Genomic DNA, 23626 nt, shown 5'->3' on the forward strand with positions numbered 1-23626 from the left:
TAGAGGATTTCGCCATGTCAGCGGTCGGTCATCTGAAGCACGAGTACGACAAGGTCAAGGTGCGCCTGCACGGCTTGCTCACGCGCATGGAAATGGCCTGGATGAAACTGGTCAGCGAGCTGGAGCCCAAGGAGTTCGAGGCGATCATCACGCTGCTCAAGCGCGGCCACGATCAGGCGCAGTACGTGCTCAAGCACGGCGAACTGCCGGACGACGAGCCGGCCGTGCCGTGGGAACTGGCCCACGGCTTGTCGATCCTGCGCATCGGCAACGCCACGCCGCTGCCGCAGTCCACCGACCAGTTGCAGACCCGCGTGCTCAAGGACGGCACGCTGCTGGGGTGCCGCAAGTGGGAACTGCTGGATCTGCTGTGGAGCGAGGCGCTGCTCAAGTGGATCGAGAACCTGCGCCATCACGCGACCTTCGGCACTGATCCGGCCATGGTGAAAATGGAGCGCGACGTGACCCTGGCGATCGCCGGCGACTGGGGCACCGGGCCGTTCAACAGCCATGCGCCGGCGGTGTCGGTCGCCAACCAGATGCAACTGGCCAATGCCGACTTCACCATCCACCTGGGGGATGTGTACTACGCCGGCACCCACTCCCAGGAAGACACCGACATGGCCGGCTGGCCGATGGGTACCCACGGCTCGTTCACGCTCAATTCCAACCACGAGATGTACAGCGGCGCCCACGGTTACTTCAAGGAACTGGCGCACCGTTTCCCCGGGCAACAGGGCACCAGCTACTTCGCGATGTACAACGATGACTGGCTGATCGTCGGGCTGGACACGGCGTATGCCTCCGACGTGATGAACCTGTACATGGACGGCACCCTGAACAAGCCGCAGATCGAGTGGATGAAAGGCCTGCCCAAACGCAAGAAGCTGATGGTGCTCAGTCACCACCAGGGCTTCGACATCACCGGGCACCACAAGACCGCGCTGTACCAACCGGTCTGCGATGCGCTGGGCCGTGAACCGGACTACTGGTATTGGGGGCATCTGCACAACGGCATCGTCTACGCGACCCAGGGCGGGCTGCATGCGCGCTGCGCCGGGCACGGAGCGATTCCGTACGGGGTGACCAGCCAGCTGGACGGGCATTCGCGGGTGCTGTTTTCGGAGACCAAGAACGCCCAGGACCCGTCGTATCCGCTGCGGGTGCTGAACGGTTATGCGAGGGTGCGGTTGGTGGGCGAGGAGATCTTCGAGGAGTTCATCGGTGAGGATGGCTCGGTGAGGTGGTCATCCAGGTGATGCGGTAAGGGGGAGGGGCCCATCGCCAGCAGGCTGGCTCCCACCGGGGATTCTCTGTGCATCGGAGATCCCCTGTGGAGGACGGCCTGCCAGCGATGCCTTTGCCTTTAGCCTTGCACCGGCACGCCTTTGAGGTACGGCGCAGGCTCGGCGCCGAGGTTGCTCAGCATGCGCTCGCTGTACCAGTCCACGAAGTTGACCACGCCGAACTCGTAGGTCTTGGAGTACGGGCCCGGCTGGTAGGCCGTGGAGTTGATGCCGCGCTGGTTCTCTTCGGCCAGGCGCCGGTCCTGGTCGTTGGTGGCGTCCCACACCTTGCGCATGCGCTCGACGTCGTAGTCCACGCCTTCGACCGCGTCCTTGTGCACGATCCACTTGGTGGTGACCATGGTCTCCTGGGCGCTGATCGGCCACACGGTGAACACGATGATGTGGTCGCCCATGCAGTGGTTCCACGAGTGCGGCAGGTGCAGGATGCGCATCGAGCCCAGGTCCGGGTTCTTGATCCGGCCCATCAGCTTGGCGCAGCCCTGCTTGCCGTCCATGGTCATCGACACGGTGCCCTTGAGCAGCGGCATGCGCACGATGCGGTTGCGCAGGCCGAAGCTGGCGTGGGCGTAAGGGATCTTCTCGGCTTCCCAGGCGGCGGCGGAGGCGGCGACATGGTCCTTGAACGCCTGGTCGGCGCGGGGGTCGGTGACGTCGTCCCATTCCAGCAGGGTTTTGAGCAGCTCAGGGTGCGAACCGTTGCAGTGGTAGCACTCGCGGTTGTTCTCCAGCACCAGTTTCCAGTTGGCCTTCTCCATCAAGGTGGTCTGCACCGCCACCTTGGTGTTCTCCATGTCGTAGGGTTCCATGTAGTGGTTCAGGGTCGACAGGAAGTCGTCGATGGCCGGCGGGTTCTCCGCCAGGCTGATGAAGATGTAGCCGCCGGCGGTCTTCACGTTCACCGGCTTGAGGCCGTACTGGTTCATGTCGAAGTCGGCGCCCATCTCGGTGCCGGCGAACAGCAGGCGGCCGTCCAGCTCGTAGGTCCACTGGTGGTAGTGGCAGACCAGTTTGGCGACCTTGCCCTTGTCGCTGGTGCACAGGCGCGAGCCGCGGTGGCGGCACACGTTGTGGAACGCATGCACCACGCCCTCGGCGCCGCGGATCACGATGATCGGGTTCTTGCCGATCTGCAGGGTCAGGTAGTTGCCCTTGGCCGGGATCTCGCAAGTCATGCCGGCGATCAGCCATTCCTTCTGGAAGATCTCCTGCATGTCGATGTCGAACAGGCGCTCGTCGCTGTAGAACGGCTGCGGCAGCGAGAAGGTGCGCTCGCGTTCCTGAAGCATTTGCGCGGTGGCCTTGCGTGCGGGTTCCAGCGGATCGCCCAGGCTGAGTTTTGCGGTGTCCATCGATTCGTCCTCATGGCCATTCTGCGGGCCGGTGAAAGTGGCTGATCAGGTGTGCTGCGCAAGGTGCTGCAAATCGTCGTTATGTGGAGCCGAGTGTGGGGCCGGCGCAGCCCGCAACCTTATCCATGGGCGACATGGCGCAATCTGATCCCGACGCGCAAGCCCCGGTGGTTGGGGGCTGGTCGCGATAAGCATGTGAATGTCGCGGATAGGTAAACGCACGGTTTGCGCCATGCGCAGAATCGCCACATGAAGGCCGACCGTCGGCCGTGGAGAACAGCATGTCCAACAACTTCCTGAATCCGGTCACCACCCAGACCTGGGCCAATGGCCGGCACATAGTCCGTTGCGTCAAAGTCATCCAGGAAACCTGGGATGTGCGCACGTTCTGCTTCATGGCCGACCAGCCGATCATGTTCTTCTTCAAGCCGGGCCAGTTCGTGACCCTGGAGCTTGAGATCGACGGCCAGCCGATCATGCGTTCCTACACCATCTCCAGTTCGCCGTCGGTGCCCTACAGCTTCTCGGTGACCATCAAGCGCGTGCCGGGGGGCAAGGTCTCCAACTGGCTGCACGACACCCTGCACGAAGGCCAGGAACTGGCGGTGCACGGGCCGGTCGGGCTGTTCAACGCCATCGACTTCCCAAGCCCGAAAGTGCTGTACCTGAGCGGCGGCGTCGGCATCACCCCGTGCATGTCCATGGCGCGCTGGTTCTACGACACCAACGGCAACGTCGACATGTCGTTCATCCACAGCGCCCGCTCGCCCAAGGACATCATCTATCACCGCGAGCTGGAGCACATGGCCTCGCGGATCGACAACTTCAGCCTGCACCTGATCTGCGAGAAGCACGGGCTGGGCGAGCCGTGGGCCGGCTACCGCGGCTACCTGAACCACAAGATGCTCGAACTGATGGTGCCGGACTTCCTGGAGCGCGAAGTGTTCTGCTGCGGCCCGACGCCGTACATGAACGCGGTCAAGCGTCTGCTGGAAAACGCCGGCTACGACATGAAGCGCTACCACGAGGAGTCCTTCGGCGCCACGCCGCCGGAAGCCCAGGCCGACGCCGTGGAACAGGCCGAACAGGCAGCGGAAGCGCCGGCGGTCGATGCGGCGGACCTGCACCTGGTGGAGTTCACCTCCTCGGACAAGAGCATTCGCGTGGCCCCGGGCGAAACCGTGCACGCGGCGGCGGCCAAGGTCGGCCTGATGATCCCCAAGGCCTGCGGCATGGGCATCTGCGGCACCTGCAAGGTGCTCAAGCTCGGCGGCGAGGTGGAGATGGACCACAACGGCGGGATCACCGAGGACGACGAGGCCGAGGGGTACATCCTGTCGTGCTGTAGCGTGCCGAAGGGGGATGTGCGGATTGAGTTTTAAGTCGGATTGTTTGCACTTGGGCCGATCTCCTCAGCGAGGAGGTCGGCTGGAATACTGCGACTTCAAACCAGTTCGGACATGGCGAGCAAGGCAAAGCCCGCGAACGTAAAGCCAAATATTCGCTGGTATTGGTTCAGTCTAAGCAGGACGCGTTTGAGCTTTGGGGGAAAACTCTTAACGTCTCTTGCGCTTACTTTGCCTTGGGATATATATCGTGAGGGGTTTTTGAGGATGCCAAAGATCTCTCCTAACATATAGATGCGCCCCCCTAAACCCGACTGCCATAACATGAGCAGAGACGGGGTGATCGAGCTTCTTTCAAAGCTGTTGAGGATTAATTCCAGCTTTTCCTTGGCGACATAAAGCAAAATCCCATTGACTGATAAAAGGCCTATGAAGCTCACTATGGCCATAATCACTATTGGCTCTTTTGCGATGTCGCGCATGTGATCTGCAGATGAGGCAAGTCCCAGGCACATCATCATTGCGAAAGAAATTAAAACGAGTCTGTATAAGGTGATTAAGTCTTTCTTGAGTTTTTTGGGGAAGTTTTCGAAGTCCTTCGCGCAAAGTGTTCCGGCGTGGATATAAATCGCTGGGTTTCTCATGATGGCGAACACTTCGCCCATCATGCGAATTCTGCCCCGGATTCCTCCGTGCCAAAGTACTATTATTTTGTTTGAGATCGAGCTGTTAGTTAGGTGGCTTAGTATGGTTTCGGTTTTTGTTTTGGCGATATACAACATTATCCCTATTAGAATAAATATGCCGATGAAGTCTATAATGCCAACCAACAAAAATATTAAGTCTGAAATGCGGAGGGTCATTTAACAGCCTCGTATACTTTCTCTGCGATCCGATCACCGTCTTTTTCGCCCAAAGTCCCGCCGGCATAATTTCCGACTCCTGCCAATAGGGCAGCACAAAGGACAGTGCCGAGCCCGCCAGTCGGGAGACCAACTCCTACGCAGATCGTTGAGGCACTCAAACTCACGAGCGTGCCGGCGACTATTCCGCCTCCCACGCTACCCAAAAAGCTTCCGGTCTCCGTGAACTTCACCTTTTCACACGCTTCGGTGCTTCCATTCGCGCAAACTTCCTGAACCTTCATCACCGACGCACTACCTCCCACCGCCGTGCCGATCCAACCGCCATATTTGACGTATTGCGACGCGTTGGTGACGGCCTGGAAATGAGTGGCGTAACCGGGAATCTGGCTGATGCCGCCGGCCTTTCTCCAGCGATGGATCAGGTGTGGGTTATCGATACCTAAGGCGGTTTTCAGGTTTGGGTAGTCAGGGAGGTTGAGGGTTTCTCTGGTGAGTCGGGTCAGTTGGCCATCAAAACCTTTGAGCAATTGCGCCCGCTGTTTTTTGAAGTCTTTTGAATTCAGGCTCCCATTCGCCTCAAGGGTATTGGTATGCAAGAGCTCGATGTCGTTCAGAATGCTTTTTATACCGTCCAGATGATTGGCCGCTATGGCCGTGACGACGCCAATCACTTTCGATTGATCCGAGAGTGCGCCCTGAATGATGCCGTAGTTCTGCGCCATGAAATCCGCCTCTTCCACCGTCAACGGTGCTAGCGCCGTGCTCACGGTACGCGCGGTCTCCATCAGCAACGATTCCTCATAGGTGCACTGCTGATTGCCCGGATCGCTCAAAACAATAAGCGACCCGGCCTTCACCACGTCCTCCAGCGGATTCAGGCGTTTGAAGGTGGCGATGACATTGGGCTTGGGCGACGGGAACAGGCGCGCCTGAAGGGCCTCGGCGGGCAGGCTTTCGGGCACGATGTAGAACCCCGGCTCTACAGGCGCCGGCACTTCCTGCGGCCAGAGCTCGCCGGGGAAGAACCGCAGGTCGTTGACGGGGTGCGGGGACGGGCCGGACATCGCCGCCAGGCGCGACACCTTCAGGTTCTGCCGGTGGACGGCCCGCAGCAGCCGTTCCGGATCGGAATGGGCTGCGGGCTGCGCGGACAACGACCTGGCCCTCGCCGGGCGGGGGTTGCGCGACAGGATCCGGGACTGGTTCAGCAAGTCCCGCTGTTCCTGCGCAAGGGCCAGGATCCCTTGCTCCGGGCTCAGGTGGCCGGCGGCCACTTCATCGGCGATGCGCTTGGCGTAGCGTGCGACCTGTTGGATGAACCGCACGCGTGCCATGCCGAAGGCCATATGGCGGGCGCCGCTGGTCAGGGCCTGGCCCAGCAAGCGGCCGGCGGCGTCCTGCACGTCACTGGGAGCGGATGGCCGTGGGCTCAACCCATTTCGCCCCACGAGGTGGTGCCGGTGGTGCCGGCGATGTGGTGCACCCAGCTGATGCCGCGGTAACGGATGGCCAGCTGTTCCTGGGGCTGGGCGTCGTTCTGCAGGATGATATGCGGCACATCCTGCGAGAGCTCGGCGAGGACGGCGCCGTCGAGGGCGATCGTATAGAACTTTTCCTGCTGGCCTTGGGGCGAGGTGCGATACAGGCTGATCGTGCACTCCAGCTCTTCGCTGTTCGAATGGGCCTGGGCCAGCAGCGGGGAGGACTTGTCCAACGCTTTGGTGATGATCACCGGTTGGTGGACGGCTTTTCCGAGGTTGTTGTCGCGGCGCATTTCATGGCTCAAGGCAAGCACCATGATTTCGTCGGTATGGGCGGATTGGTAGCTGTTGCCCACGGACTCCGGGGTCGAGCAGCCCGCTGAAATGAGGCCTTGTGTCTTGCCGGTGATGGTCATGTAGGCAGGGTTCGCCATAGCCTTCGCTCCTTGAATGTGGAGCGGGCAGTCTATGAGGAACCCTGTTTACTTGATGTCGGACGAGGCGTAGTCCGATTCTGAAATTGATCAGTCGATGAACAGGTCGGGCATCAGTTTGGCGTCGCTGTCCGGTTCGAAGCGGTAGTGGCCGAATTCGGTCGCGCCGTGTTCGCGCAAGATCTCCTCGTCGATCAGCAGGCGCCCGGTGATCTGCCGCCCGTTGCTGCTCAGGATCGTGTGGGCCGCGTCCGCCATGATCGCCGGGGTGCGCGCATGCTTGAACGACTCGCGGTTGCCCAGCTGAAACTCGATGGCCGCCGTGGCGATCATGGTCTGCGGCCACAGGGAGTTGACGCTGATGCCGTGGGCGGCGAATTCCTCGCTCATGCCCAGGGTGAGCATGCTCATGCCGTACTTGGTGACGGTGTAGGGGCTGTATTGGGCGAACCATTTTGCCGCGAGGTTCAGCGGCGGCGACAGGTTGAGGATGTGCCCGGCGGATTTTTTCAGGTAGGGCAGGGCGGCCTGGCTGCACAGCAGCACCGCGCGGGTGTTGATCTGGTGCATCAGGTCGAAGCGCTTGAGCTCGATGTGGGCCACGCCGGTGAGCTTGATCGCCCCGGCGTTGTTCACCAGGGCATCGATGGCGCCGAAGCGTTCGTTGGCCTGGGTCAGCGCCTGGCGCACGGCGTCTTCGTCGCGCACATCCACTTGCAGGGCCAGCGCCTGGCCGCCGGCCGCCTCGACTTCCCTGGCCACGCTGTGGATGGTGCCGGGCAGTTTCGGGTGGGGCTCGGCGCTCTTGGCCGCGATCACGATGTTGGCCCCGTCCTTCGCGGCCCGCAGCGCGATCTCGCGCCCGATGCCACGGCTGGCGCCGGTGATGAACAGGGTCTTGCCTTTGAGGGACATGCGTTCGCTCCTGCTTGTTGTTATGTGAGCGGAAAGGCTCGACACACACTGTAGACCAGGCAGGAGGGCGTGCAGGGGCGGGGGCTTGCGGCGAGGGAGCAGGCTCCCCCGCCACAGGGGCGTGTTACGCGGTCATCACCTCGCGGATGTCCCGCGCCAGCTCGCGCACCCGCTCTTCTTCGGTGTCCCACGAGCACATGAACCGTGCGCCGCCCTTGCCGATGAAGGTGTAGAAGCGCCAGCCCCGGGCGGTCAGCGCGGCGAGGGCCGGCTCCGACAGTTGCAGGAACACGCCGTTGGCCTGCACCGGGAACATCAGCTCGACGCCCGGGATGTCGCTGACCAGCTCCGCCAGCAACTGCGCGCAGCGGTTGGCGTGGCGGGCGTACTTGAGCCAGGCGTCGTTCTCCAGGATGCCGACCCACGGCGCCGACAGGAAGCGCATCTTCGAGGCCAGCTGGCCGGCCTGCTTGCAGCGGTAGTCGAAGTCTTCGGCCAGTTCGTGGTTGAAGAACAGGATCGCCTCGCCGACCGCCATGCCGTTCTTCGTGCCGCCGAAGCACAGCACGTCGACGCCGGCCTTCCAGGTCAGGTCCGCCGGCGAGCAGCCCAGGAACGCGCAGGCGTTGGAGAAGCGGGCGCCGTCCATGTGCAGGTTCAGGCCCAGTTCCTTGCAGGTGGCGCTGATGGCGCGCACTTCGTCCGGGGTGTAGACGCTGCCGACCTCGGTGGCCTGGGTCAGGGTCACGACGCGGGGCTTGGGGTAGTGGATGTCCTGGCGCTTGAGGGCGATCTCGCGGATCGAGGCCGGGGTCAGCTTGCCGTTCTCGGTGCCGGCGATCAGCAGCTTGGAGCCGTTGGAGAAGAACTCCGGCGCGCCGCACTCGTCGGTCTCGACGTGGGCGGTCTCCGAGCAGATCACGCTGTGGTAGCTCTGGCACATCGAGGCCAGGGCCAGGGAGTTGGCGGCGGTGCCGTTGAAGGCGAAGAACACCTCGCAGTCGGTCTCGAACAGCCTGCGGAAATGGTCCGAGGCGCGGGCGGTCCATTCATCGTCGCCGTAGGCGCGCTGGTGGCCCTGGTTGGCCTGTTCCATGGCGGCCCAGGCCTCGGGGCAGATGCCGGAATAGTTGTCGCTGGCGAATTGTTGGCTCTTGTCGGTCATGGCCGGCTTCCGTGATCGGGGCACTTGTGGTGACCCGTTGGTCAATGAGGGTGCGCACTGTACCGAAGATCGTCCGGGGCGCGCACGGGATGTCGCTTGCGGAACTGTACAGCGATGCCGTCCGGCCTGCACCACCGATCCATGTGGGAGCCAGCAGGCCGGCTGCCACAGGTCGGCGGTGCGGCGGGCATCGCCAGGCGTCGGGCCTTGCGTCTGGCCCGCCGGTTTCGCGCCATGTCGTAAACGCGCCTTTGCGTGGCGTCCGTAGGCATTTGACGTGTCCGAACCGGTCATACCATCGCATCCAAAGGGCACCGCCGAAACGCCGGTGCCTGACCGAGACGAATGGCGCACAGACGCCGCTGGGAGAGACGCGATGTTCAGCAAGCAAGACCGGATCCAGGGTTACGACGATGCACTGCTGGCGGCGATGAATGCCGAGGAGCAACGTCAGGAAGATCACATCGAGCTGATCGCGTCCGAGAACTACACCAGCAAGCGCGTCATGGAGGCCCAGGGCAGCGGCCTGACCAACAAGTACGCCGAAGGCTATCCGGGCAAGCGCTACTACGGCGGCTGCGAGCACGTGGACAAGGTCGAGGCCCTGGCCATCGAGCGCGCCAAGCAACTGTTCGGCGCCGACTACGCCAACGTCCAGCCGCACTCCGGCTCCTCGGCCAACAGCGCCGTGTACCTGGCCCTGCTGCAGGCCGGCGACACGATCCTGGGCATGAGCCTGGCCCACGGCGGCCACCTGACCCACGGCGCCAAGGTGTCGTCCTCGGGCAAGCTGTACAACGCCGTGCAGTACGGCATCGACACCGCCACCGGCCTGATCGACTACGACGAAGTCGAGCGCCTGGCCGTCGAGCACAAGCCGAAGATGATCGTCGCCGGCTTCTCGGCGTACTCCAAGACCCTCGACTTCCCGCGTTTCCGCCAGATCGCCGACAAGGTCGGTGCGCTGCTGTTCGTCGACATGGCCCACGTGGCCGGTCTGGTGGCGGCGGGCCTGTACCCGAACCCGATCCCGTTCGCCGACGTGGTCACCACCACCACCCACAAGACCCTGCGCGGCCCGCGCGGCGGCCTGATCCTGGCCAAGGCCAACGAAGAGATCGAGAAGAAGCTCAACGCCGCCGTGTTCCCCGGCGCCCAGGGCGGCCCGCTGATGCACGTCATCGCCGCCAAGGCCGTGTGCTTCAAGGAAGCGCTGGAGCCCGGCTTCAAGGCGTACCAGCAGCAGGTGATCGAGAACGCCCAGGCGATGGCGGGCGTATTCGTCAAACGTGGCTACGATGTAGTGTCCGGCGGCACCGACAACCATCTGTTCCTGGTCAGCCTGATCCGTCAGGGCCTCACCGGCAAGGACGCGGATGCGGCGCTGGGCCGTGCCCACATCACCGTGAACAAGAACGCCGTGCCGAACGACCCGCAGTCGCCGTTCGTCACTTCGGGCCTGCGCATCGGCACCCCGGCGGTGACCACCCGCGGCTTCAAGGTGACCCAGTGCGTGACGCTGGCCGGCTGGATCTGCGACATCCTCGACAACCTCGGCGACGCCGACGTCGAGGCCAACGTCGCCCAGCAGGTCTCGGCCCTGTGCGCTGACTTCCCGGTTTATCGCTGAGCGGTTCTGGAGTAATGACTATGCAACGCTATTCGGGCTTCGGCCTCTTCAAGCACTCCCTCAGCCACCATGAGAACTGGCAGCGCATGTGGCGCACGCCGACCCCGAAAAAGGTCTACGACGTGGTCATCGTCGGCGGCGGCGGGCACGGCCTGGCGACCGCCTACTACCTGGCCAAGGAGCACGGCATCACCAACGTGGCCGTGGTCGAGAAGGGCTGGCTGGGCGGCGGCAACACCGCCCGCAACACCACCATCGTGCGTTCCAACTACCTGTGGGACGAGTCGGCGCACCTGTACGAGCACGCGATGAAACTGTGGGAAGGCCTGTCCCAGGACCTGAACTACAACGTGATGTTCTCCCAGCGCGGCGTCTACAACCTGTGCCACACCCTGCAGGACATCCGCGACTCCGAGCGCCGGGTCAGCGCCAACCGCCTCAACGGCATCGACGGCGAACTGCTCGACGCCAAACAGGTGGCGGACGAGATCCCGTACCTGGACTGCTCCAAGAACACCCGCTATCCGGTGATGGGCGCCACCGTCCAGCGCCGCGGCGGCGTGGCCCGCCACGATGCCGTGGCCTGGGGCTTCGCCCGTGCGGCCGACGCCCTGGGCGTGGACCTGATCCAGCAGACCGAAGTGATCGGTTTCCGCAAGGAAAACGGCGTGTGCATCGGTGTGGAGACCAACAAAGGCTTCATCGGCGCCAAGCGCGTCGGCGTGGTCACCGCCGGCAACTCCGGCCACATGGCCAAGCTCGCCGGCTTCCGCCTGCCGCTCGAATCCCACCCGCTGCAAGCGCTGGTGTCCGAGCCGATCAAGCCGATCATCGACAGCGTGATCATGTCCAACGCCGTGCACGGCTACATCAGCCAGTCCGACAAGGGCGACCTTGTGATCGGCGCCGGCATCGACGGCTACAACGGCTACGGCCAGCGCGGCTCGTACCCGGTGATCGAGCACACCATCCAGGCCATCGTCGAGATGTTCCCGGTGCTGTCCCGCGTGCGCATGAACCGCCAGTGGGGCGGCATCGTCGACACCACCCCGGACGCCTGCCCGATCATTTCGAAAACCCCGGTGCCGAACATGTTCTTCAACTGCGGTTGGGGCACCGGTGGCTTCAAGGCAACACCTGGCTCGGGCAACGTGTTTGCCGCGAGTCTGGCCAAGGGTGAGATGCACCCGCTGGCCGCACCTTTCTCCATCGACCGTTTCCACAACGGTGCGTTGATCGACGAACACGGCGCTGCGGCTGTCGCCCACTAACAGGAGAAATCCCCATGTTGCACATCTTCTGTCCTCACTGCGGCGAACTGCGCTCCGAAGAGGAATTCCACGCTTCCGGCCAGGCGCACATCCCGCGTCCGCTGGATCCGAACGCCTGCACCGACGAGCAGTGGGGCGACTACATGTTCTTCCGCGACAACCCACGCGGCCTGCACCATGAGCTGTGGGATCACGTCGCCGGTTGCCGCCAGTACTTCAACGTCACCCGCGACACCGTGACCTACGAGATCCTCGAAACCTACAAGATCGGCGCCAAGCCGCAATTCACCGACAAGGCCGACAGTCCGAAAGCGGCCGCGCAGGCTCTGGGAGAGAAGGTATGAGCCAGATCAATCGCCTGTCCAACGGTGGACGGATCGACCGCAACAAAGTGCTGAGCTTCACCTTCAACGGCCAGAGCTACAAGGGTTTCGAGGGCGACTCCCTGGCGTCGGCGCTGATCGCCAACGGCGTCGACATCATCGGCCGCAGCTTCAAGTATTCCCGGCCGCGCGGCATCTTCGCCGCCGGTGCCGAAGAGCCGAACGCGGTGCTGCAGATCGGCGCCACCGAAGCCACCCAGATCCCCAACGTGCGCGCCACCCAACAGGCGCTGTACCAGGGCCTGGTCGCCACCAGCACCAACGGTTGGCCGAGCGTGAACAACGACATGATGGGGATCCTCGGCAAGGTCGGCGGCAAGCTGATGCCGCCGGGCTTCTACTACAAGACGTTCATGTATCCGCAGTCGTTCTGGATGACCTACGAGAAGTACATCCGCAAGGCCGCCGGCCTCGGCCGCTCGCCGACCGAGAACGATCCGGACAGCTACGACTACATGAACCAGCACTGCGACGTGCTGGTCGTCGGCGCCGGCCCCGCAGGCCTGGCCGCCGCGCTGGCCGCTGCGCGCAGCGGCGCCCGGGTGATCCTGGCCGACGAGCAGGAAGAGTTCGGCGGCAGCCTGCTCGACTCCCGCGAAAGCCTCGACGGCAAGCCTGCCGTGGAGTGGGTCGCCGGCGTCATCGCCGAGCTGAAGAACACCCCGGACGTGCTGCTGTTGCCGCGCGCCACGGTCAACGGCTACCACGACCACAACTTCCTGACCATTCACGAACGCCTCACCGATCATCTCGGTGACCGTGCGCCGATCGGCCAGGTGCGCCAGCGCATCCACCGGGTGCGCGCCAAGCGCGTGGTGCTGGCCACCGGCGCCCATGAGCGTCCGCTGGTCTACGGCAACAACGACGTGCCGGGCAACATGCTGGCCGGCGCGGTCTCGACCTACGTGCGCCGTTACGGCGTGGCGCCGGGCAAGAAGCTGGTCCTGAGCACCAACAACGACCACGCCTACCGCGTGGCGCTGGACTGGCTCGACGCCAGCCTGCAAGTGGTGGCGATCGCCGACGCCCGCAGCAACCCGCGCGGTGCGCTGGTGGAAGAGGCACGCGCCAAAGGCATCCGCATCCTCACCGGCAGCGCCGTGATCGAGGCCCGGGGCAGCAAGCGCGTGACGGCCGCCCGCGTGGCCGCCATCGATGTGAAAGCCCATGCCGTGACCAGTCCCGGCGAATGGCTGGACTGCGACGTGATCGCCAGCTCCGGCGGCTACAGCCCAGTGGTTCACCTGGCGTCGCACCTGGGCGGCAAGCCGGTCTGGCGTGATGACATCCTCGGCTTCGTGCCGGGCGAAGCGCCGCAGAAACGCGTTTGCGTCGGCGGCATCAACGGTGTCTACGGCCTCGGCGATTCGCTGGCCGACGGTTTCGAAGGCGGCGCCCGCGCCGCCAGCGAGGCCGGTTTCACGGTGGTCGAAGGCACCTTGCCCAAGGCCCTGAGCCGTCTGGAGGAAGCGACCCTGGCGCTGTTCCAGGTGCCCCACGAGAAAGGCACCGCCCGTGCGCCGAAGCAGTTCGTCGACCTGCAGAACGACGTCACCGCCGCCGCCATCGAACTGGCGACCCGCGAGGGCTTCGAGTCGGTCGAGCACGTCAAGCGCTACACCGCGCTGGGCTTCGGCACCGACCAGGGCAAGCTGGGCAACATCAACGGCCTGGCCATCGCCGCCCGTTCGATGAACATCACCATCCCGCAGATGGGCACCACGATGTTCCGTCCGAACTACACGCCGATCACCTTCGGCGCCGTGGCCGGCCGGCACTGCGGGCACCTCTTCGAGCCGGTGCGCTTCACTGCGCTGCACGCCTGGCACCTGAAGAACGGCGCCGAGTTCGAGGACGTCGGCCAGTGGAAACGCCCTTGGTACTTCCCGAAGAACGGCGAAGACCTGCACGCGGCGGTCAAGCGCGAGTGCAAGGCCGTGCGCGACAGCGTCGGCCTGCTGGACGCCTCGACCCTGGGCAAGATCGACATCCAGGGCCCGGACGCCCGTGAGTTCCTCAACCGCGTGTACACCAACGCCTGGACCAAGCTCGACGTGGGCAAGGCCCGCTACGGCCTGATGTGCAAGGAAGACGGCATGGTCTTCGACGACGGTGTGACGGCGTGTCTGGCCGACAACCATTTCGTCATGACCACCACCACCGGCGGCGCGGCCCGCGTGCTGCAGTGGCTGGAGCTGTACCACCAGACCGAGTGGCCGGACATGAAGGTGTACTTCACCTCCGTCACCGACCACTGGGCGACCATGACCCTGTCGGGCCCCAACAGCCGCAAGCTGCTGAGCGAAGTCACCGACATCGACCTGGACCGCGACGGCTTCCCGTTCATGACCTGGAAGGAAGGCCTGGTCGGCGGCGTGCCGGCCCGGGTGTTCCGGATCTCGTTCACCGGCGAGCTGTCGTACGAAGTCAACGTGCAGGCCGACTACGCCATGGGCGTGCTGGAAAAGATCGTCGAGGCCGGCAAGAAGTACAACCTGACCCCGTACGGCACCGAGACCATGCACGTGCTGCGGGCCGAGAAGGGCTTCATCATCGTCGGCCAGGACACCGACGGCTCGATGACCCCGGACGACCTGAACATGGGCTGGTGCGTCGGCCGCACCAAGCCGTTCTCGTGGATCGGCCAGCGCGGCATGAACCGTGAGGACTGCGTGCGCGACCAGCGCAAGCAACTGGTGGGCCTCAAGCCGATCGACCCGAACCAATGGCTGCCGGAGGGCGCGCAACTGGTGTTCAACACCAAGCAGGCGATCCCGATGACCATGGTCGGCCACGTGACCTCCAGCTACGCGCACAACTCCCTGGGCTATTCGTTTGCCATGGGCGTGGTCAAGGGCGGCCTCAAGCGCCTGGGCGAGCGGGTGTTCGCGCCATTGGCCGACGGCCGCGTGATCGAGGCGGAGATCGTTTCTTCGGTGTTCTTCGATCCGAAAGGCGATCGCCAGAACATTTGAGACACCACAGTCCCTGTGGGAGTGGGCTTGTCGGCCCGCGGCATCGCCGCGATAGCGTCAGACCGACACACCGCTATCGCTGGCAAGCCAGCTCCCACAGGAACACAGAATTCAGAAAGGGTGCTTTATGACCGCAGCCAACGTGTACCAACAACGCCCGACCACCGGGGCCAAGGCCGAGTCGTCGCTGCATCATGCCGACCTCGCCGGACTGGTGGGCAAGGGCCGCAAGAACGCCGGCGTGACCGTGCGCGAAAAGAAACTCCTGGGCCACCTGACCCTGCGCGGCGACGGCCATGACGCGGCCTTCGCCGCCGGCGTGCACAAGGCCTTGGGCATCGAACTGCCGGGTGCCCTGAGCGTCATCGTCAAGGGCGAGACCAGCCTGCAGTGGATGGGCCCGGACGAGTGGCTGCTGATCGTGCCGAGCGGCGAAGAGTTCGCCGCCGAGCAGAAGCTGCGCGAGGCGCTGGGCGACCTGCACATCGCCATCGTCAACGTCAGCGGCGGCCAGCAACTGCTCGAACTGAGCGGGCCGAACGTGCGTCAGGTGCTGATGAAGTCCACCAGCTACGACGTGCACCCGAACAACTTCCCGGTGGGCAAGGCGGTCGGCACGGTGTTCGCCAAGTCGCAGCTGATGATCCGCCACACCGCCGAAGACACCTGGGAGCTTTTGATCCGCCGCAGCTTCTCGGACTACTGGTGGCTGTGGCTGCAGGATGCCGCCGCCGAATACGGCCTGAGCGTCCAGGCCTGATCGTCATCCCCCTGCGGGAGCGGGCTTGCCCGCTTTCGCAGGGGAACAACGATTATCAAAGTTTCAGGAGCGATCCCTTATGAGCCGCGCCCCGGATACATGGATTCTGACCGCCGACTGCCCCAGCGTCCTCGGCACGGTGGACGCGGTCACGCGTTTTCTCTACGAGCAGGGCTGCTACGTCACCGAGCACCATTCGTTCGATGACCGGCTCTCGGGCCGGTTCTTCATCCGCGTGGAGTTCCGCCAGCCCGACGGCTTCGACGAGCAGTCGTTCCGCGCCGGCCTCGCCGAGCGCGGCCAGGCCTTCGGCATGGTCTTCGAGCTGACGGCGCCGAACTACCGGCCAAAAGTGGTGATCATGGTCTCCAAGGCCGACCACTGCCTCAACGACCTGCTCTACCGCCAGCGCATCGGCCAGTTGTCGATGGACGTGGCGGCGGTGGTGTCCAACCACCCGGACCTCAAGCCGCTGGCCGACTGGCACCAGATTCCCTACTACCATTTCCCCCTCGACCCCAACGACAAACCGGCCCAGGAGCGCCAGGTGTGGCAGGTGATCGAGGAGGCCGGCGCCGAACTGGTGATCCTCGCCCGCTACATGCAGGTGCTGTCGCCGGAACTGTGCCGCAAGCTCGACGGCAAGGCGATCAACATCCACCACTCGCTGCTGCCGGGCTTCAAGGGCGCCAAACCGTACCACCAGGCCTACAACAAGGGCGTGAAGCTGGTCGGTGCCACGGCGCACTACATCAACAACGACCTGGACGAGGGGCCGATCATCGCCCAGGGCGTCGAGGCCGTGGACCACAGCCATTACCCCGAAGACCTGATCGCCAAGGGGCGCGACATCGAGGGCCTGACCCTGGCGCGGGCCGTGGGCTATCACATCGAGCGGAGGGTGTTCCTCAACGCCAACCGCACGGTCGTTCTTTAGATTGGTTTCGCTGCGTTGCGGCGGTCCGACAAGCCAGCTCCCACAGGGATTTGTGTCGTACACAGATCTTGAACCCATCAGGGATCCTGTGGGGGCTGGCTTGCCAGCGATGAGGCCATAACAGGCGACACAAGATTCAGCATCTGTACCCGAGCACTCAACGCGCGGCCTGCCTGGGCGGCGCGGTTCCATAAAAACAACAGCGAGGTGAAAGCATGTCTGGCAATCGTGGTGTGGTGTATCTCGGCGCTGGCAAGGTCGAAGTGCAGAAGATCGACTATCCGAAAATGCAGGATCCGCGCGGCAGGAAAATCGAGCACGGTGTCATCCTGCGTGTGGTTTCCACCAACATCTGCGGCTCCGACCAGCACATGGTGCGCGGTCGCACCACCGCCCAGGTCGGGCTGGTGCTGGGCCATGAGATCACCGGCGAGGTGATCGAGAAGGGCAGCGACGTCGAGAGCCTGAAGATCGGCGACCTGGTGTCCGTTCCGTTCAACGTGGCCTGCGGGCGCTGCCGTTCCTGCAAGGAGCAGCACACCGGCGTCTGCCTGACCGTCAACCCGGCCCGCGCCGGCGGTGCCTACGGCTACGTCGACATGGGCGACTGGACCGGCGGCCAGGCCGAGTACGTGCTGGTGCCGTACGCCGACTTCAACCTGCTGAAGCTGCCGGACCGCGACAAGGCCATGGAGAAGATCCGCGACCTGACCTGCCTGTCCGACATCCTGCCGACCGGCTACCACGGTGCCGTGACCGCCGGCGTAGGGCCGGGCAGCACCGTGTACATCGCCGGCGCCGGCCCCGTCGGCCTGGCTTCGGCCGCCTCGGCGCGCCTGCTGGGCGCGGCGGTGGTGATCGTCGGCGACGTCAACCCGATCCGCCTGGCCCACGCCAAGGCCCAGGGCTTCGAGATCGTCGACCTGTCCAAGGACGCGCCGCTGCATGAGCAGGTCGCTGCGCTGCTGGGCGAGCCGGAAGTCGATTGCGCCGTGGACTGCGTGGGCTTCGAAGCCCGTGGTCATGGCCATGACGGGGTGAAACAGGAAGCCCCGGCCACGGTGCTCAACTCGTTGATGGGCGTGGTGCGCGTGGCCGGCAAGATCGGCATCCCGGGCCTGTACGTGACCGAGGATCCGGGCGCGGTGGACGCGGCGGCGAAGATGGGCAGCCTGAGCATCCGCTTCGGCCTGGGCTGGGCCAAATCCCACAGCTTCCACACCGGGCAGACTCCGGTGATGAAGTACAACCGCCAGTTGATGCAGGCGATCATGTGGGACCGCATCAACATCGCCGAAGTGGTGGGCGTGCAGGTCATCAGCCTCGACCAGGCGCCGGAAGGCTACGGCGAGTTCGACGCCGGCGTGCCGAAGAAGTTTGTGATCGATCCGCACAAGCTGTTCAGCGCGGCCTGAGGCCAGAGCGGCAAAAGGAAAACGGCGCCTGAGGGGCGCCGTTTTTTGTTTGTCGACGGAAAATGGGAGCAGGCGTCAGGCGGTGTCAAAGTTGTCTTCCTCTGTCGCGTCAGACTCCAGCCGGATATCGATGGCATACCACTGACCGTTGTCTCCGCGCACCAGTTCGTACGTGACGGTTTGCCCGGCCTTGATCCGCTTCATCAACGGATCCGACGGGTCGATGCAAAAGATGATGGAAGGGGAGGACAGATTGGCCTGCATCGCCCACTCCTCTGGCGCGTCCGTCATCTCGGCCTTGTTCGGTTCAGCGCAGTCGCGCCAACGTCTCTCCATCGCCGCCTCTCCCGTATGGGTTACCCGCGCCTGCGGTGGGACAGACGCGGAGTGGTGCGCCGGTTCAAGGGTGCCTCAGTCTTTGACTTGAACCTTGTCCGCTTGCATGCCTTTTTGTCCTTGTACGGCCTCAAACGTTACTTTCTGACCTTCTTTGAGGCTTTTGAAGCCGCTGCCCTCAATGGCTCTGAAATGCACGAAGAGATCCGGGCCGGATTCCGGGGTGATGAACCCGTAACCCTTTTCATCGTTGAACCATTTGACTGTACCGTCCTGTCTGATTGCCATGCTCTGCACTTCCCGCTCGCTTGACTGAATAACGGGTCGGCCGCCTTCGTCAGGCGGGCGTACCCTTTCCGAGACCGCAGATTCAATGTAGGTGAGGATCCGCCATCGGGTAACTGTCAGATATGACAGTCCTTTAGTGCATTTCTTGATAGTCGCCGACGGTGTTATCGCTGACCGGCAGCGGCGCCCTGAGGTCCTTTTCACGATGTATGGACACCGGCACGCGGAATATGGCCGCACCGCCCCGGAACATGCCGGCGGATGCCCGGTCAAACCGGCAGTTTCGCTGCCTGTCGGGCGGCTTTGATGCCACAAGAGGATGTCTGAATGAAGATTTCGCGCGGTATTGCCCTGGCCTCGCTGATGGCGCTGGCCGGCCCCGTGTTCGCCGGTTTCAGCCTGAACGACGTGGCGGGCGCGGTGGCGGGCATGCAGGGCGGCGACAAGGCCGCGGATGCTGCGCCGACCTCGCAGACCGCCGGCCTGCTCAACGCCCTGGGCGCGTTGAACGTCACCCCGCAACAGGCGGTGGGCGGCACCAGCGCCATGCTGGGGCTGGCGAAGAACCAGCTCAGCAACACCGACTACTCGGAGCTGGCCAAGAGCGTGCCGGGCATCGACCAGCTGTCGGGCGGGGCGGGCAACCTGGCCATGCTGAGCGGGCTGTTGGGTTCTTCGGGCAAGTCCGCCGGGCTGGACAACGCCCTGGGCAACGTCAAGGACACCAACGACCTGAACAACGCCTTCGGTGCCTTGGGCATGGACAGCGGCATGGTCGGCCAGTTTGCCCCGGTGCTGCTGCAGTTCCTCGGTCAGCAGGGCGTCGGCGGCCCGCTGCTGCAGAGCCTGGGCAGTATCTGGGGCACCGGCGCCGGCAGTTGAGTCAGCGGCGTTCGTTCTTCAGTTCGGCGATGCGCCGATCCTTCAAGGTCCAGAGCTGGTTGACCCAGCCCTGGACCTTTTCGCGAAAGGCCGGGTCGTTCTCGTAGTCGCCCTGCCACAGGGTCGGATCCAGCTCGCGGGTCTGGATGTCGATGATCACGCGGGGCACGTTGCCGCTGATCAGATCCCAGAACCCCGGGATCTTCTCTTGCGGGTAGACCACGGTCACGTCGAGGATCGCGTCCAGCTGTTCGCCCATCGCCGCCAGCACGAACGCCACGCCGCCGGCCTTGGGCTTGAGCAGGTGGCTGAACGGCGATTGCTGCTGGGCGCTTTTGACCGCGGTGAAGCGGGTGCCTTCCAGGTAGTTGACCACGGTCACCGGCTGGCGCTTGAACAGTTCGCACGCGGCCTTGGTGATCTCCAGGTCCTTGCCGGCCAGTTCCGGGTGCTTGGCCAGGAACGCCTTGGTGTAGCGCTTCATGAAGGGGTAGTCCAGCGCCCACCAGGCCAGGCCCAGGAACGGCACCCAGATCAGCTCTTTCTTGAGGAAGAACTTGAAGAACGGCGTGCGCCGGTTGAGGGTCTGGATCAGCGCCGGGATGTCGACCCAGGACTGGTGGTTGCTGACCACCAGGTACGAGGTGTCGCCGCGCAGGTCGTCGCCGCCGCGGATGTCCCACTGCGTGGGGATGCACAGGCGGAAGATCAGCTTGTCGATCTCCGCCCAGGTCTCGGCGATCCACATCACCGCCCCCGAAGCGACGTCGCGCAGGCGTCCCGGCAGGATCAGCTTGAGCAGGGCGAACACCATCAGCGGGCCGAACAGCGCCAGGGTGTTGAGCAACAGCAGCAGGGTGACGAGACAGCCGGTGAGCAGGCGGCGCATAAGCGACTCTATGAAAGCGGATGGGCGCGCCATGATAAGTGGCTTCGGGCGACAGGCCAAATCGTCGGTGACAAATGTTTCACCTGTGCGCGGGTAGGGTTGATCCCTGGTGGCGAGGGCGCCTGCCTCCGCCGGCTGCGCAACCGTCCCGGCGCCAGCAGGCGCCCTCGCCGCAGAGGCCGGCGCGTGATCAACTATTGTGATTTTCAGCGGTCTAGAGTTCGGCGTCTGACGCCCCCATTTCCCAAGGAAGCCCTCAACGTGAAATCCCTCCTTGCATTGCTTTCCCTGGTGGCCTTGCCGGTCATGGCCGCCGAACCGACCCTGTACGGTCGCTACGAATACATCGCGCTGCCGGAAATCGGCGGCCAAGTGCTCAAGGCGAAGATGGATACCGGCGCACTGACCGCGTCGCTGTCGGCCAAGGACATCGAGACCTTCACCCGCGACGGCGACGAGTGGGTGCGCTTTCGCCTCGCCACCAAAGGCGCCGACAACAAGGTCTACGAGCACAAGGTGGCGCGGATCAGCAAGATCAAGAACCGCTCCGAGGAGGAAGGCGAAGAGGGCGACAGCGTCGAGGTCGCCAAGCGTCCGGTGGTCGACCTGGAGCTGTGTCTGGGCAACGTCAAACGCACCGTGGAGGTCAACCTGACCGACCGCAGCAGCTTCAACTATCCGTTGCTGATCGGGGCCAAGGCCTTGCGTGAGTTCGGCGCGGCGGTGAACCCGGCGCGGCGCTTCACCGCCGACAAGCCCGATTGCTGATGCCGAAGTGGTCTCATTGACGTAAGGCGAGGCTTGGGGCACCGTTCGCGCACCAACCCACAGGCTCGGACGCCATGCCTCACATTCTGATTGTCGAAGACGAAGCGGCGATTGCCGACACGCTGATCTTTGCCCTGCAAGGCGAGGGGTTCACCACCACGTGGCTGAGCCTCGGCGCCGCCGCGCTCGCCCATCAGCGCCAGACCCCGGCCGACCTGATCATCCTCGACATCGGCCTGCCGGACATCAGCGGTTTCGAGACCTGCCGGCAACTGCGCAGGTTCTCGGAAGTGCCGGTGCTGTTCCTCAGCGCCCGGGACGCCGAGATCGACCGGGTGGTGGGCCTGGAGATCGGCGCCGACGACTATGTGGTCAAGCCGTTCAGCCCCCGGGAAGTCGCGGCGCGGGTACGGGCGATCCTCAAGCGCATGGCCCCGCGCCCGGCCGTCGAGGCCGCCTCGGCCCTGTTCCGGATCGATGCCGAGCGCGTGCAGATCTGCTACCGAGGCCAGGCCCTGAGCCTGACCCGCCATGAGTTCCGCCTGCTGCAATGCCTGCTCGAACAGCCGGAGCGGGTGTTCAGCCGCGAACAATTGCTCGATGCCCTGGGCGTGGCCGCCGATGCCGGCTACGAGCGCAGCATCGACAGCCACATCAAGAGCGTGCGCGCCAAGCTGCGCCTGGTGCGCGCCGACGCCGAGCCGATCCAGACCCATCGCGGCCTCGGCTACAGCTACAGTCCGGGGCACAGCTGATGCCGCTGGGGCTGCGGATCTTTCTGGTGTACGTGCTGTTCATCGGCCTGACCGGCTATTTCGTGCTCAACACCGTCATGGAAGAGATCCGCCCCGGCGTGCGCCAGTCCACCGAAGAGACCCTGGTGGACACCGCCAACCTGATGGCGGAGATCCTGCGCGACGACTTCAAGGCCGGCACCCTCAACCAGAACCGCTGGCCGCAGCTGCTGCGCGCCTATGGCGAGCGCCAGCCGAAGGCGACGATCTGGGACCTGCCGAAGAACCAGGTCAACCACCGCATCTACGTCACCGACGCCAACGGCATCGTGGTGCTGGACTCCAGCGGCGCCGCAGTGGGCCAGGACTATTCGCGCTGGAACGACGTCTACCTGACCCTGCGCGGCGAGTACGGCGCCCGCTCCAGCCGCAGCGACCCGGACGACCCGGCCTCGTCGGTGATGCACGTCGGCGCGCCGATCCGCGACAGCGGGCAAATCATCGGCGTGGTGACGGTGGCCAAGCCCAACAGCTCCCTGCAACCGTACGTGGACCGCACCGAGCGCCGGTTGCTGGGCTACGGCGCCGCGCTGATCGGCCTCGGCCTGCTGTTCGGCGCGTTGCTGTCGTGGTGGCTGAGTCGGGCCCTGCACCGTTTGACCGGCTACGCCCAGGCCGTGAGCGAGGGCCGCCGGGCGCAAGTGCCGCACTATCGCGGCGGCGAGCTGGCGCAACTGGCCACGGCCGTGGAGCAGATGCGCACCCAGCTCGAAGGCAAGGCCTATGTCGAACGCTATGTGCACACCCTGACCCACGAACTGAAGAGCCCGTTGGCGGCGATCCGCGGGGCGGCGGAGCTGTTGCAGGGGGACATGCCGGCGGAGCACCGGCAACGCTTCGTCGGCAACATCGACAGCGAAAGCGCGCGGATGCAGCAGTTGATCGAACGGCTGCTGAACCTGGCCCAGGTGGAACAGCGCCAGACCCTGGAGGAACAGGTGACGGTGCCGTTGGCGGAACTGGTGGACGGACTATTGCAGGCCCAGGTCGCCCGGATCGAGGGCCGGCGATTGCGCGTCGAACAGGCCGTCCCGGCGGATTTGGCGTTGACCGGCGAGCCGTTCCTGTTGCGCCAGGCGCTGGCCAACCTGCTGGAGAATGCGTTGGACTTCACGCCGGCCGGCGGTTTGCTGCGCTTGAGCGCCGAACGTGACGGCGGGCAGGTGGTGGTTCGCCTGTTCAATGAGGCCGAGCCGATTCCCGATTACGCCTTGCCGCGCCTGAGCGAGCGGTTCTATTCGTTGCCCCGCCCGGACAGCGGGCGCAAAAGCACGGGGTTGGGGCTGAACTTCGTCGAAGAGGTGGTCAAACTGCACGGCGGCTCGATGGCGGTCGGCAATGCCGAGAACGGCGTGGAAGTGATCCTGCGCCTGCCTTGAGCGCGTGTCGCTGTCTTTGCTGTCTTTGTGCAGGCGCGAGCCTGCTCGCGATC

The 23626-nt window shown here is 64.3% G+C and carries 22 protein-coding genes; 13 read left to right on the forward strand and 9 right to left on the reverse strand.

Translation table 11 applies throughout. The features are described from left to right. The first annotated feature begins 14 nt into the window (after nucleotides 1-14). Nucleotides 15-1259 carry a metallophosphoesterase gene (locus CAG29_RS02970; RefSeq protein WP_085636920.1) on the forward strand — a complete coding sequence of 415 codons (1245 nt, stop codon included), beginning with the start codon at nucleotides 15-17 and terminating at the stop codon, nucleotides 1257-1259. Between the two features lie 107 nt (nucleotides 1260-1366). Here CAG29_RS02970 and gbcA read toward each other — a convergent pair whose 3' ends face one another. Then, a complete protein-coding gene (gbcA, locus tag CAG29_RS02975) occupies nucleotides 1367-2659 on the reverse strand; it encodes a glycine-betaine demethylase subunit GbcA (protein ID WP_085586769.1) in 1293 nt (430 codons plus the stop codon). A 281-nt stretch (nucleotides 2660-2940) separates the two neighbouring features. On the opposite strand from gbcA, the gene gbcB reads away from it, so the two are divergent. Next, complete coding sequence (gene gbcB, locus CAG29_RS02985; RefSeq protein ID WP_085586806.1) at nucleotides 2941-4041, forward strand: glycine-betaine demethylase subunit GbcB; 1101 nt, start codon at nucleotides 2941-2943, stop codon at nucleotides 4039-4041. 62 nt (nucleotides 4042-4103) lie between these two features. On the opposite strand, the gene CAG29_RS02990 is transcribed toward gbcB, so the two are convergent. The 5 genes from CAG29_RS02990 to CAG29_RS03010 all read right to left on the reverse strand — a co-directional run bounded on the left by CAG29_RS02990 (nucleotide 4104) and on the right by CAG29_RS03010 (nucleotide 8866). Continuing rightward, nucleotides 4104-4868 carry a hypothetical protein gene (locus CAG29_RS02990; RefSeq protein WP_085693842.1) on the reverse strand — a complete coding sequence of 255 codons (765 nt, stop codon included), beginning with the start codon at nucleotides 4866-4868 and terminating at the stop codon, nucleotides 4104-4106. Further along, the gene (locus tag CAG29_RS02995) at nucleotides 4865-6253 is read right to left on the reverse strand and encodes a hypothetical protein (RefSeq protein WP_256576778.1); all 1389 of its coding nucleotides are present in this window, start codon (nucleotides 6251-6253) and stop codon (nucleotides 4865-4867) included. Before CAG29_RS02995 ends, CAG29_RS02990 begins: the two co-directional genes overlap by 4 nt. Before the next feature lie 47 nt (nucleotides 6254-6300). After that, on the reverse strand, nucleotides 6301-6786 hold the full coding sequence (locus CAG29_RS03000) for an Hcp family type VI secretion system effector (protein ID WP_085586773.1): 486 nt from the start codon (nucleotides 6784-6786) through the stop codon (nucleotides 6301-6303). 90 nt (nucleotides 6787-6876) lie between these two features. Then, entirely contained in the window at nucleotides 6877-7701 is an 825-nt protein-coding gene (locus CAG29_RS03005) for an NAD(P)-dependent oxidoreductase (RefSeq protein WP_085693844.1), read from the reverse strand. A 124-nt stretch (nucleotides 7702-7825) separates the two neighbouring features. Continuing rightward, nucleotides 7826-8866, reverse strand: a complete 1041-nt coding sequence (locus CAG29_RS03010) for a low specificity L-threonine aldolase (RefSeq protein WP_085586775.1) — start codon at nucleotides 8864-8866, stop codon at nucleotides 7826-7828. Nucleotides 8867-9242: 376 nt separating this feature from the next. Here CAG29_RS03010 and CAG29_RS03015 point away from each other — a divergent pair, with 376 nt between their 5' ends. The 7 genes from CAG29_RS03015 (at nucleotide 9243) to fdhA (ending at nucleotide 18237) form a co-directional block, all read left to right on the forward strand. Continuing rightward, nucleotides 9243-10496: a serine hydroxymethyltransferase gene (locus CAG29_RS03015; RefSeq protein ID WP_085586776.1), complete on the forward strand. Its 1254-nt coding sequence runs from the start codon at nucleotides 9243-9245 to the stop codon at nucleotides 10494-10496. A gap of 20 nt (nucleotides 10497-10516) precedes the next feature. After that, nucleotides 10517-11767, forward strand: a complete 1251-nt coding sequence (locus CAG29_RS03020; RefSeq protein ID WP_085586777.1) for a sarcosine oxidase subunit beta — start codon at nucleotides 10517-10519, stop codon at nucleotides 11765-11767. Nucleotides 11768-11781: 14 nt separating this feature from the next. Then, entirely contained in the window at nucleotides 11782-12111 is a 330-nt protein-coding gene (locus CAG29_RS03025) for a sarcosine oxidase subunit delta (protein ID WP_085586778.1), read from the forward strand. Beyond that, nucleotides 12108-15125: a sarcosine oxidase subunit alpha gene (locus tag CAG29_RS03030; RefSeq protein ID WP_085636904.1), complete on the forward strand. Its 3018-nt coding sequence runs from the start codon at nucleotides 12108-12110 to the stop codon at nucleotides 15123-15125. Before CAG29_RS03025 ends, CAG29_RS03030 begins: the two co-directional genes overlap by 4 nt. Nucleotides 15126-15252: 127 nt before the next feature. Continuing rightward, nucleotides 15253-15885, forward strand: coding sequence for a sarcosine oxidase subunit gamma (locus CAG29_RS03035; RefSeq protein ID WP_085586780.1), 633 nt, complete (start codon nucleotides 15253-15255; stop codon nucleotides 15883-15885). A gap of 79 nt (nucleotides 15886-15964) precedes the next feature. Next, nucleotides 15965-16822 (forward strand): formyltetrahydrofolate deformylase, encoded by an 858-nt coding sequence (gene purU, locus CAG29_RS03040; protein ID WP_085586781.1) that lies wholly within the window; start codon nucleotides 15965-15967, stop codon nucleotides 16820-16822. Between the two features lie 215 nt (nucleotides 16823-17037). After that, on the forward strand, nucleotides 17038-18237 hold the full coding sequence (gene fdhA / locus CAG29_RS03045) for a formaldehyde dehydrogenase, glutathione-independent (RefSeq protein WP_085693845.1): 1200 nt from the start codon (nucleotides 17038-17040) through the stop codon (nucleotides 18235-18237). 75 nt (nucleotides 18238-18312) lie between these two features. Here the strand turns inward: fdhA and CAG29_RS03050 are convergent, their stop codons facing one another. Together CAG29_RS03050 and CAG29_RS03055 are read right to left on the reverse strand one after the other, a co-directional pair. Next, nucleotides 18313-18573: a hypothetical protein gene (locus CAG29_RS03050; protein ID WP_085629982.1), complete on the reverse strand. Its 261-nt coding sequence runs from the start codon at nucleotides 18571-18573 to the stop codon at nucleotides 18313-18315. Between the two features lie 75 nt (nucleotides 18574-18648). Further along, complete coding sequence (locus CAG29_RS03055) at nucleotides 18649-18861, reverse strand: cold-shock protein (protein WP_085586784.1); 213 nt, start codon at nucleotides 18859-18861, stop codon at nucleotides 18649-18651. Between the two features lie 327 nt (nucleotides 18862-19188). Here CAG29_RS03055 and CAG29_RS03060 point away from each other — a divergent pair, with 327 nt between their 5' ends. Continuing rightward, complete coding sequence (locus CAG29_RS03060; RefSeq protein WP_085586785.1) at nucleotides 19189-19743, forward strand: DUF2780 domain-containing protein; 555 nt, start codon at nucleotides 19189-19191, stop codon at nucleotides 19741-19743. 1 nt (nucleotide 19744) lies between these two features. Here CAG29_RS03060 and CAG29_RS03065 read toward each other — a convergent pair whose 3' ends face one another. Continuing rightward, complete coding sequence (locus tag CAG29_RS03065) at nucleotides 19745-20632, reverse strand: acyltransferase (RefSeq protein WP_085655824.1); 888 nt, start codon at nucleotides 20630-20632, stop codon at nucleotides 19745-19747. Nucleotides 20633-20893: 261 nt separating this feature from the next. Here CAG29_RS03065 and CAG29_RS03070 point away from each other — a divergent pair, with 261 nt between their 5' ends. The 3 genes from CAG29_RS03070 (at nucleotide 20894) to creC (ending at nucleotide 23573) form a co-directional block, all read left to right on the forward strand. After that, nucleotides 20894-21400: an ATP-dependent zinc protease gene (locus tag CAG29_RS03070; RefSeq protein ID WP_085586787.1), complete on the forward strand. Its 507-nt coding sequence runs from the start codon at nucleotides 20894-20896 to the stop codon at nucleotides 21398-21400. Nucleotides 21401-21474: 74 nt separating this feature from the next. Next, a complete protein-coding gene (gene creB / locus CAG29_RS03075) occupies nucleotides 21475-22155 on the forward strand; it encodes a two-component system response regulator CreB (RefSeq protein ID WP_085586788.1) in 681 nt (226 codons plus the stop codon). Beyond that, complete coding sequence (gene creC / locus CAG29_RS03080; RefSeq protein ID WP_085693846.1) at nucleotides 22155-23573, forward strand: two-component system sensor histidine kinase CreC; 1419 nt, start codon at nucleotides 22155-22157, stop codon at nucleotides 23571-23573. The genes creB and creC overlap by 1 nt, the downstream gene beginning before the upstream one ends. Nucleotides 23574-23626 lie beyond the last annotated feature (53 nt).

It is taken from the genome of Pseudomonas sp. B7(2017), assembly GCF_002112745.1.
In the GTDB taxonomy this organism is placed as follows: domain Bacteria; phylum Pseudomonadota; class Gammaproteobacteria; order Pseudomonadales; family Pseudomonadaceae; genus Aquipseudomonas; species Aquipseudomonas ekonensis.

What these genes read in the sequence shown, in the direction of transcription:
- purU (WP_085586781.1), top strand. Translation starts at nt 15,965, where the DNA reads ATGAGCCGCGCCCCGGATACATGGATTCTGACCGCCGACTGCCCCAGC.
- CAG29_RS03055 (WP_085586784.1), bottom strand. Translation starts at nt 18,861, where the DNA reads ATGGCAATCAGACAGGACGGTACAGTCAAATGGTTCAACGATGAAAAG.
- CAG29_RS03005 (WP_085693844.1), bottom strand. Translation starts at nt 7,701, where the DNA reads ATGTCCCTCAAAGGCAAGACCCTGTTCATCACCGGCGCCAGCCGTGGC.
- CAG29_RS03020 (WP_085586777.1), top strand. Translation starts at nt 10,517, where the DNA reads ATGCAACGCTATTCGGGCTTCGGCCTCTTCAAGCACTCCCTCAGCCAC.
- CAG29_RS03000 (WP_085586773.1), bottom strand. Translation starts at nt 6,786, where the DNA reads ATGGCGAACCCTGCCTACATGACCATCACCGGCAAGACACAAGGCCTC.
- CAG29_RS03030 (WP_085636904.1), top strand. Translation starts at nt 12,108, where the DNA reads ATGAGCCAGATCAATCGCCTGTCCAACGGTGGACGGATCGACCGCAAC.
- CAG29_RS02990 (WP_085693842.1), bottom strand. Translation starts at nt 4,868, where the DNA reads ATGACCCTCCGCATTTCAGACTTAATATTTTTGTTGGTTGGCATTATA.
- CAG29_RS03065 (WP_085655824.1), bottom strand. Translation starts at nt 20,632, where the DNA reads ATGCGCCGCCTGCTCACCGGCTGTCTCGTCACCCTGCTGCTGTTGCTC.
- CAG29_RS02970 (WP_085636920.1), top strand. Translation starts at nt 15, where the DNA reads ATGTCAGCGGTCGGTCATCTGAAGCACGAGTACGACAAGGTCAAGGTG.
- CAG29_RS03025 (WP_085586778.1), top strand. Translation starts at nt 11,782, where the DNA reads ATGTTGCACATCTTCTGTCCTCACTGCGGCGAACTGCGCTCCGAAGAG.
- creB (WP_085586788.1), top strand. Translation starts at nt 21,475, where the DNA reads ATGCCTCACATTCTGATTGTCGAAGACGAAGCGGCGATTGCCGACACG.
- CAG29_RS03035 (WP_085586780.1), top strand. Translation starts at nt 15,253, where the DNA reads ATGACCGCAGCCAACGTGTACCAACAACGCCCGACCACCGGGGCCAAG.
- CAG29_RS03010 (WP_085586775.1), bottom strand. Translation starts at nt 8,866, where the DNA reads ATGACCGACAAGAGCCAACAATTCGCCAGCGACAACTATTCCGGCATC.
- gbcB (WP_085586806.1), top strand. Translation starts at nt 2,941, where the DNA reads ATGTCCAACAACTTCCTGAATCCGGTCACCACCCAGACCTGGGCCAAT.
- fdhA (WP_085693845.1), top strand. Translation starts at nt 17,038, where the DNA reads ATGTCTGGCAATCGTGGTGTGGTGTATCTCGGCGCTGGCAAGGTCGAA.
- CAG29_RS03015 (WP_085586776.1), top strand. Translation starts at nt 9,243, where the DNA reads ATGTTCAGCAAGCAAGACCGGATCCAGGGTTACGACGATGCACTGCTG.
- creC (WP_085693846.1), top strand. Translation starts at nt 22,155, where the DNA reads ATGCCGCTGGGGCTGCGGATCTTTCTGGTGTACGTGCTGTTCATCGGC.
- gbcA (WP_085586769.1), bottom strand. Translation starts at nt 2,659, where the DNA reads ATGGACACCGCAAAACTCAGCCTGGGCGATCCGCTGGAACCCGCACGC.
- CAG29_RS03060 (WP_085586785.1), top strand. Translation starts at nt 19,189, where the DNA reads ATGAAGATTTCGCGCGGTATTGCCCTGGCCTCGCTGATGGCGCTGGCC.
- CAG29_RS03050 (WP_085629982.1), bottom strand. Translation starts at nt 18,573, where the DNA reads ATGGAGAGACGTTGGCGCGACTGCGCTGAACCGAACAAGGCCGAGATG.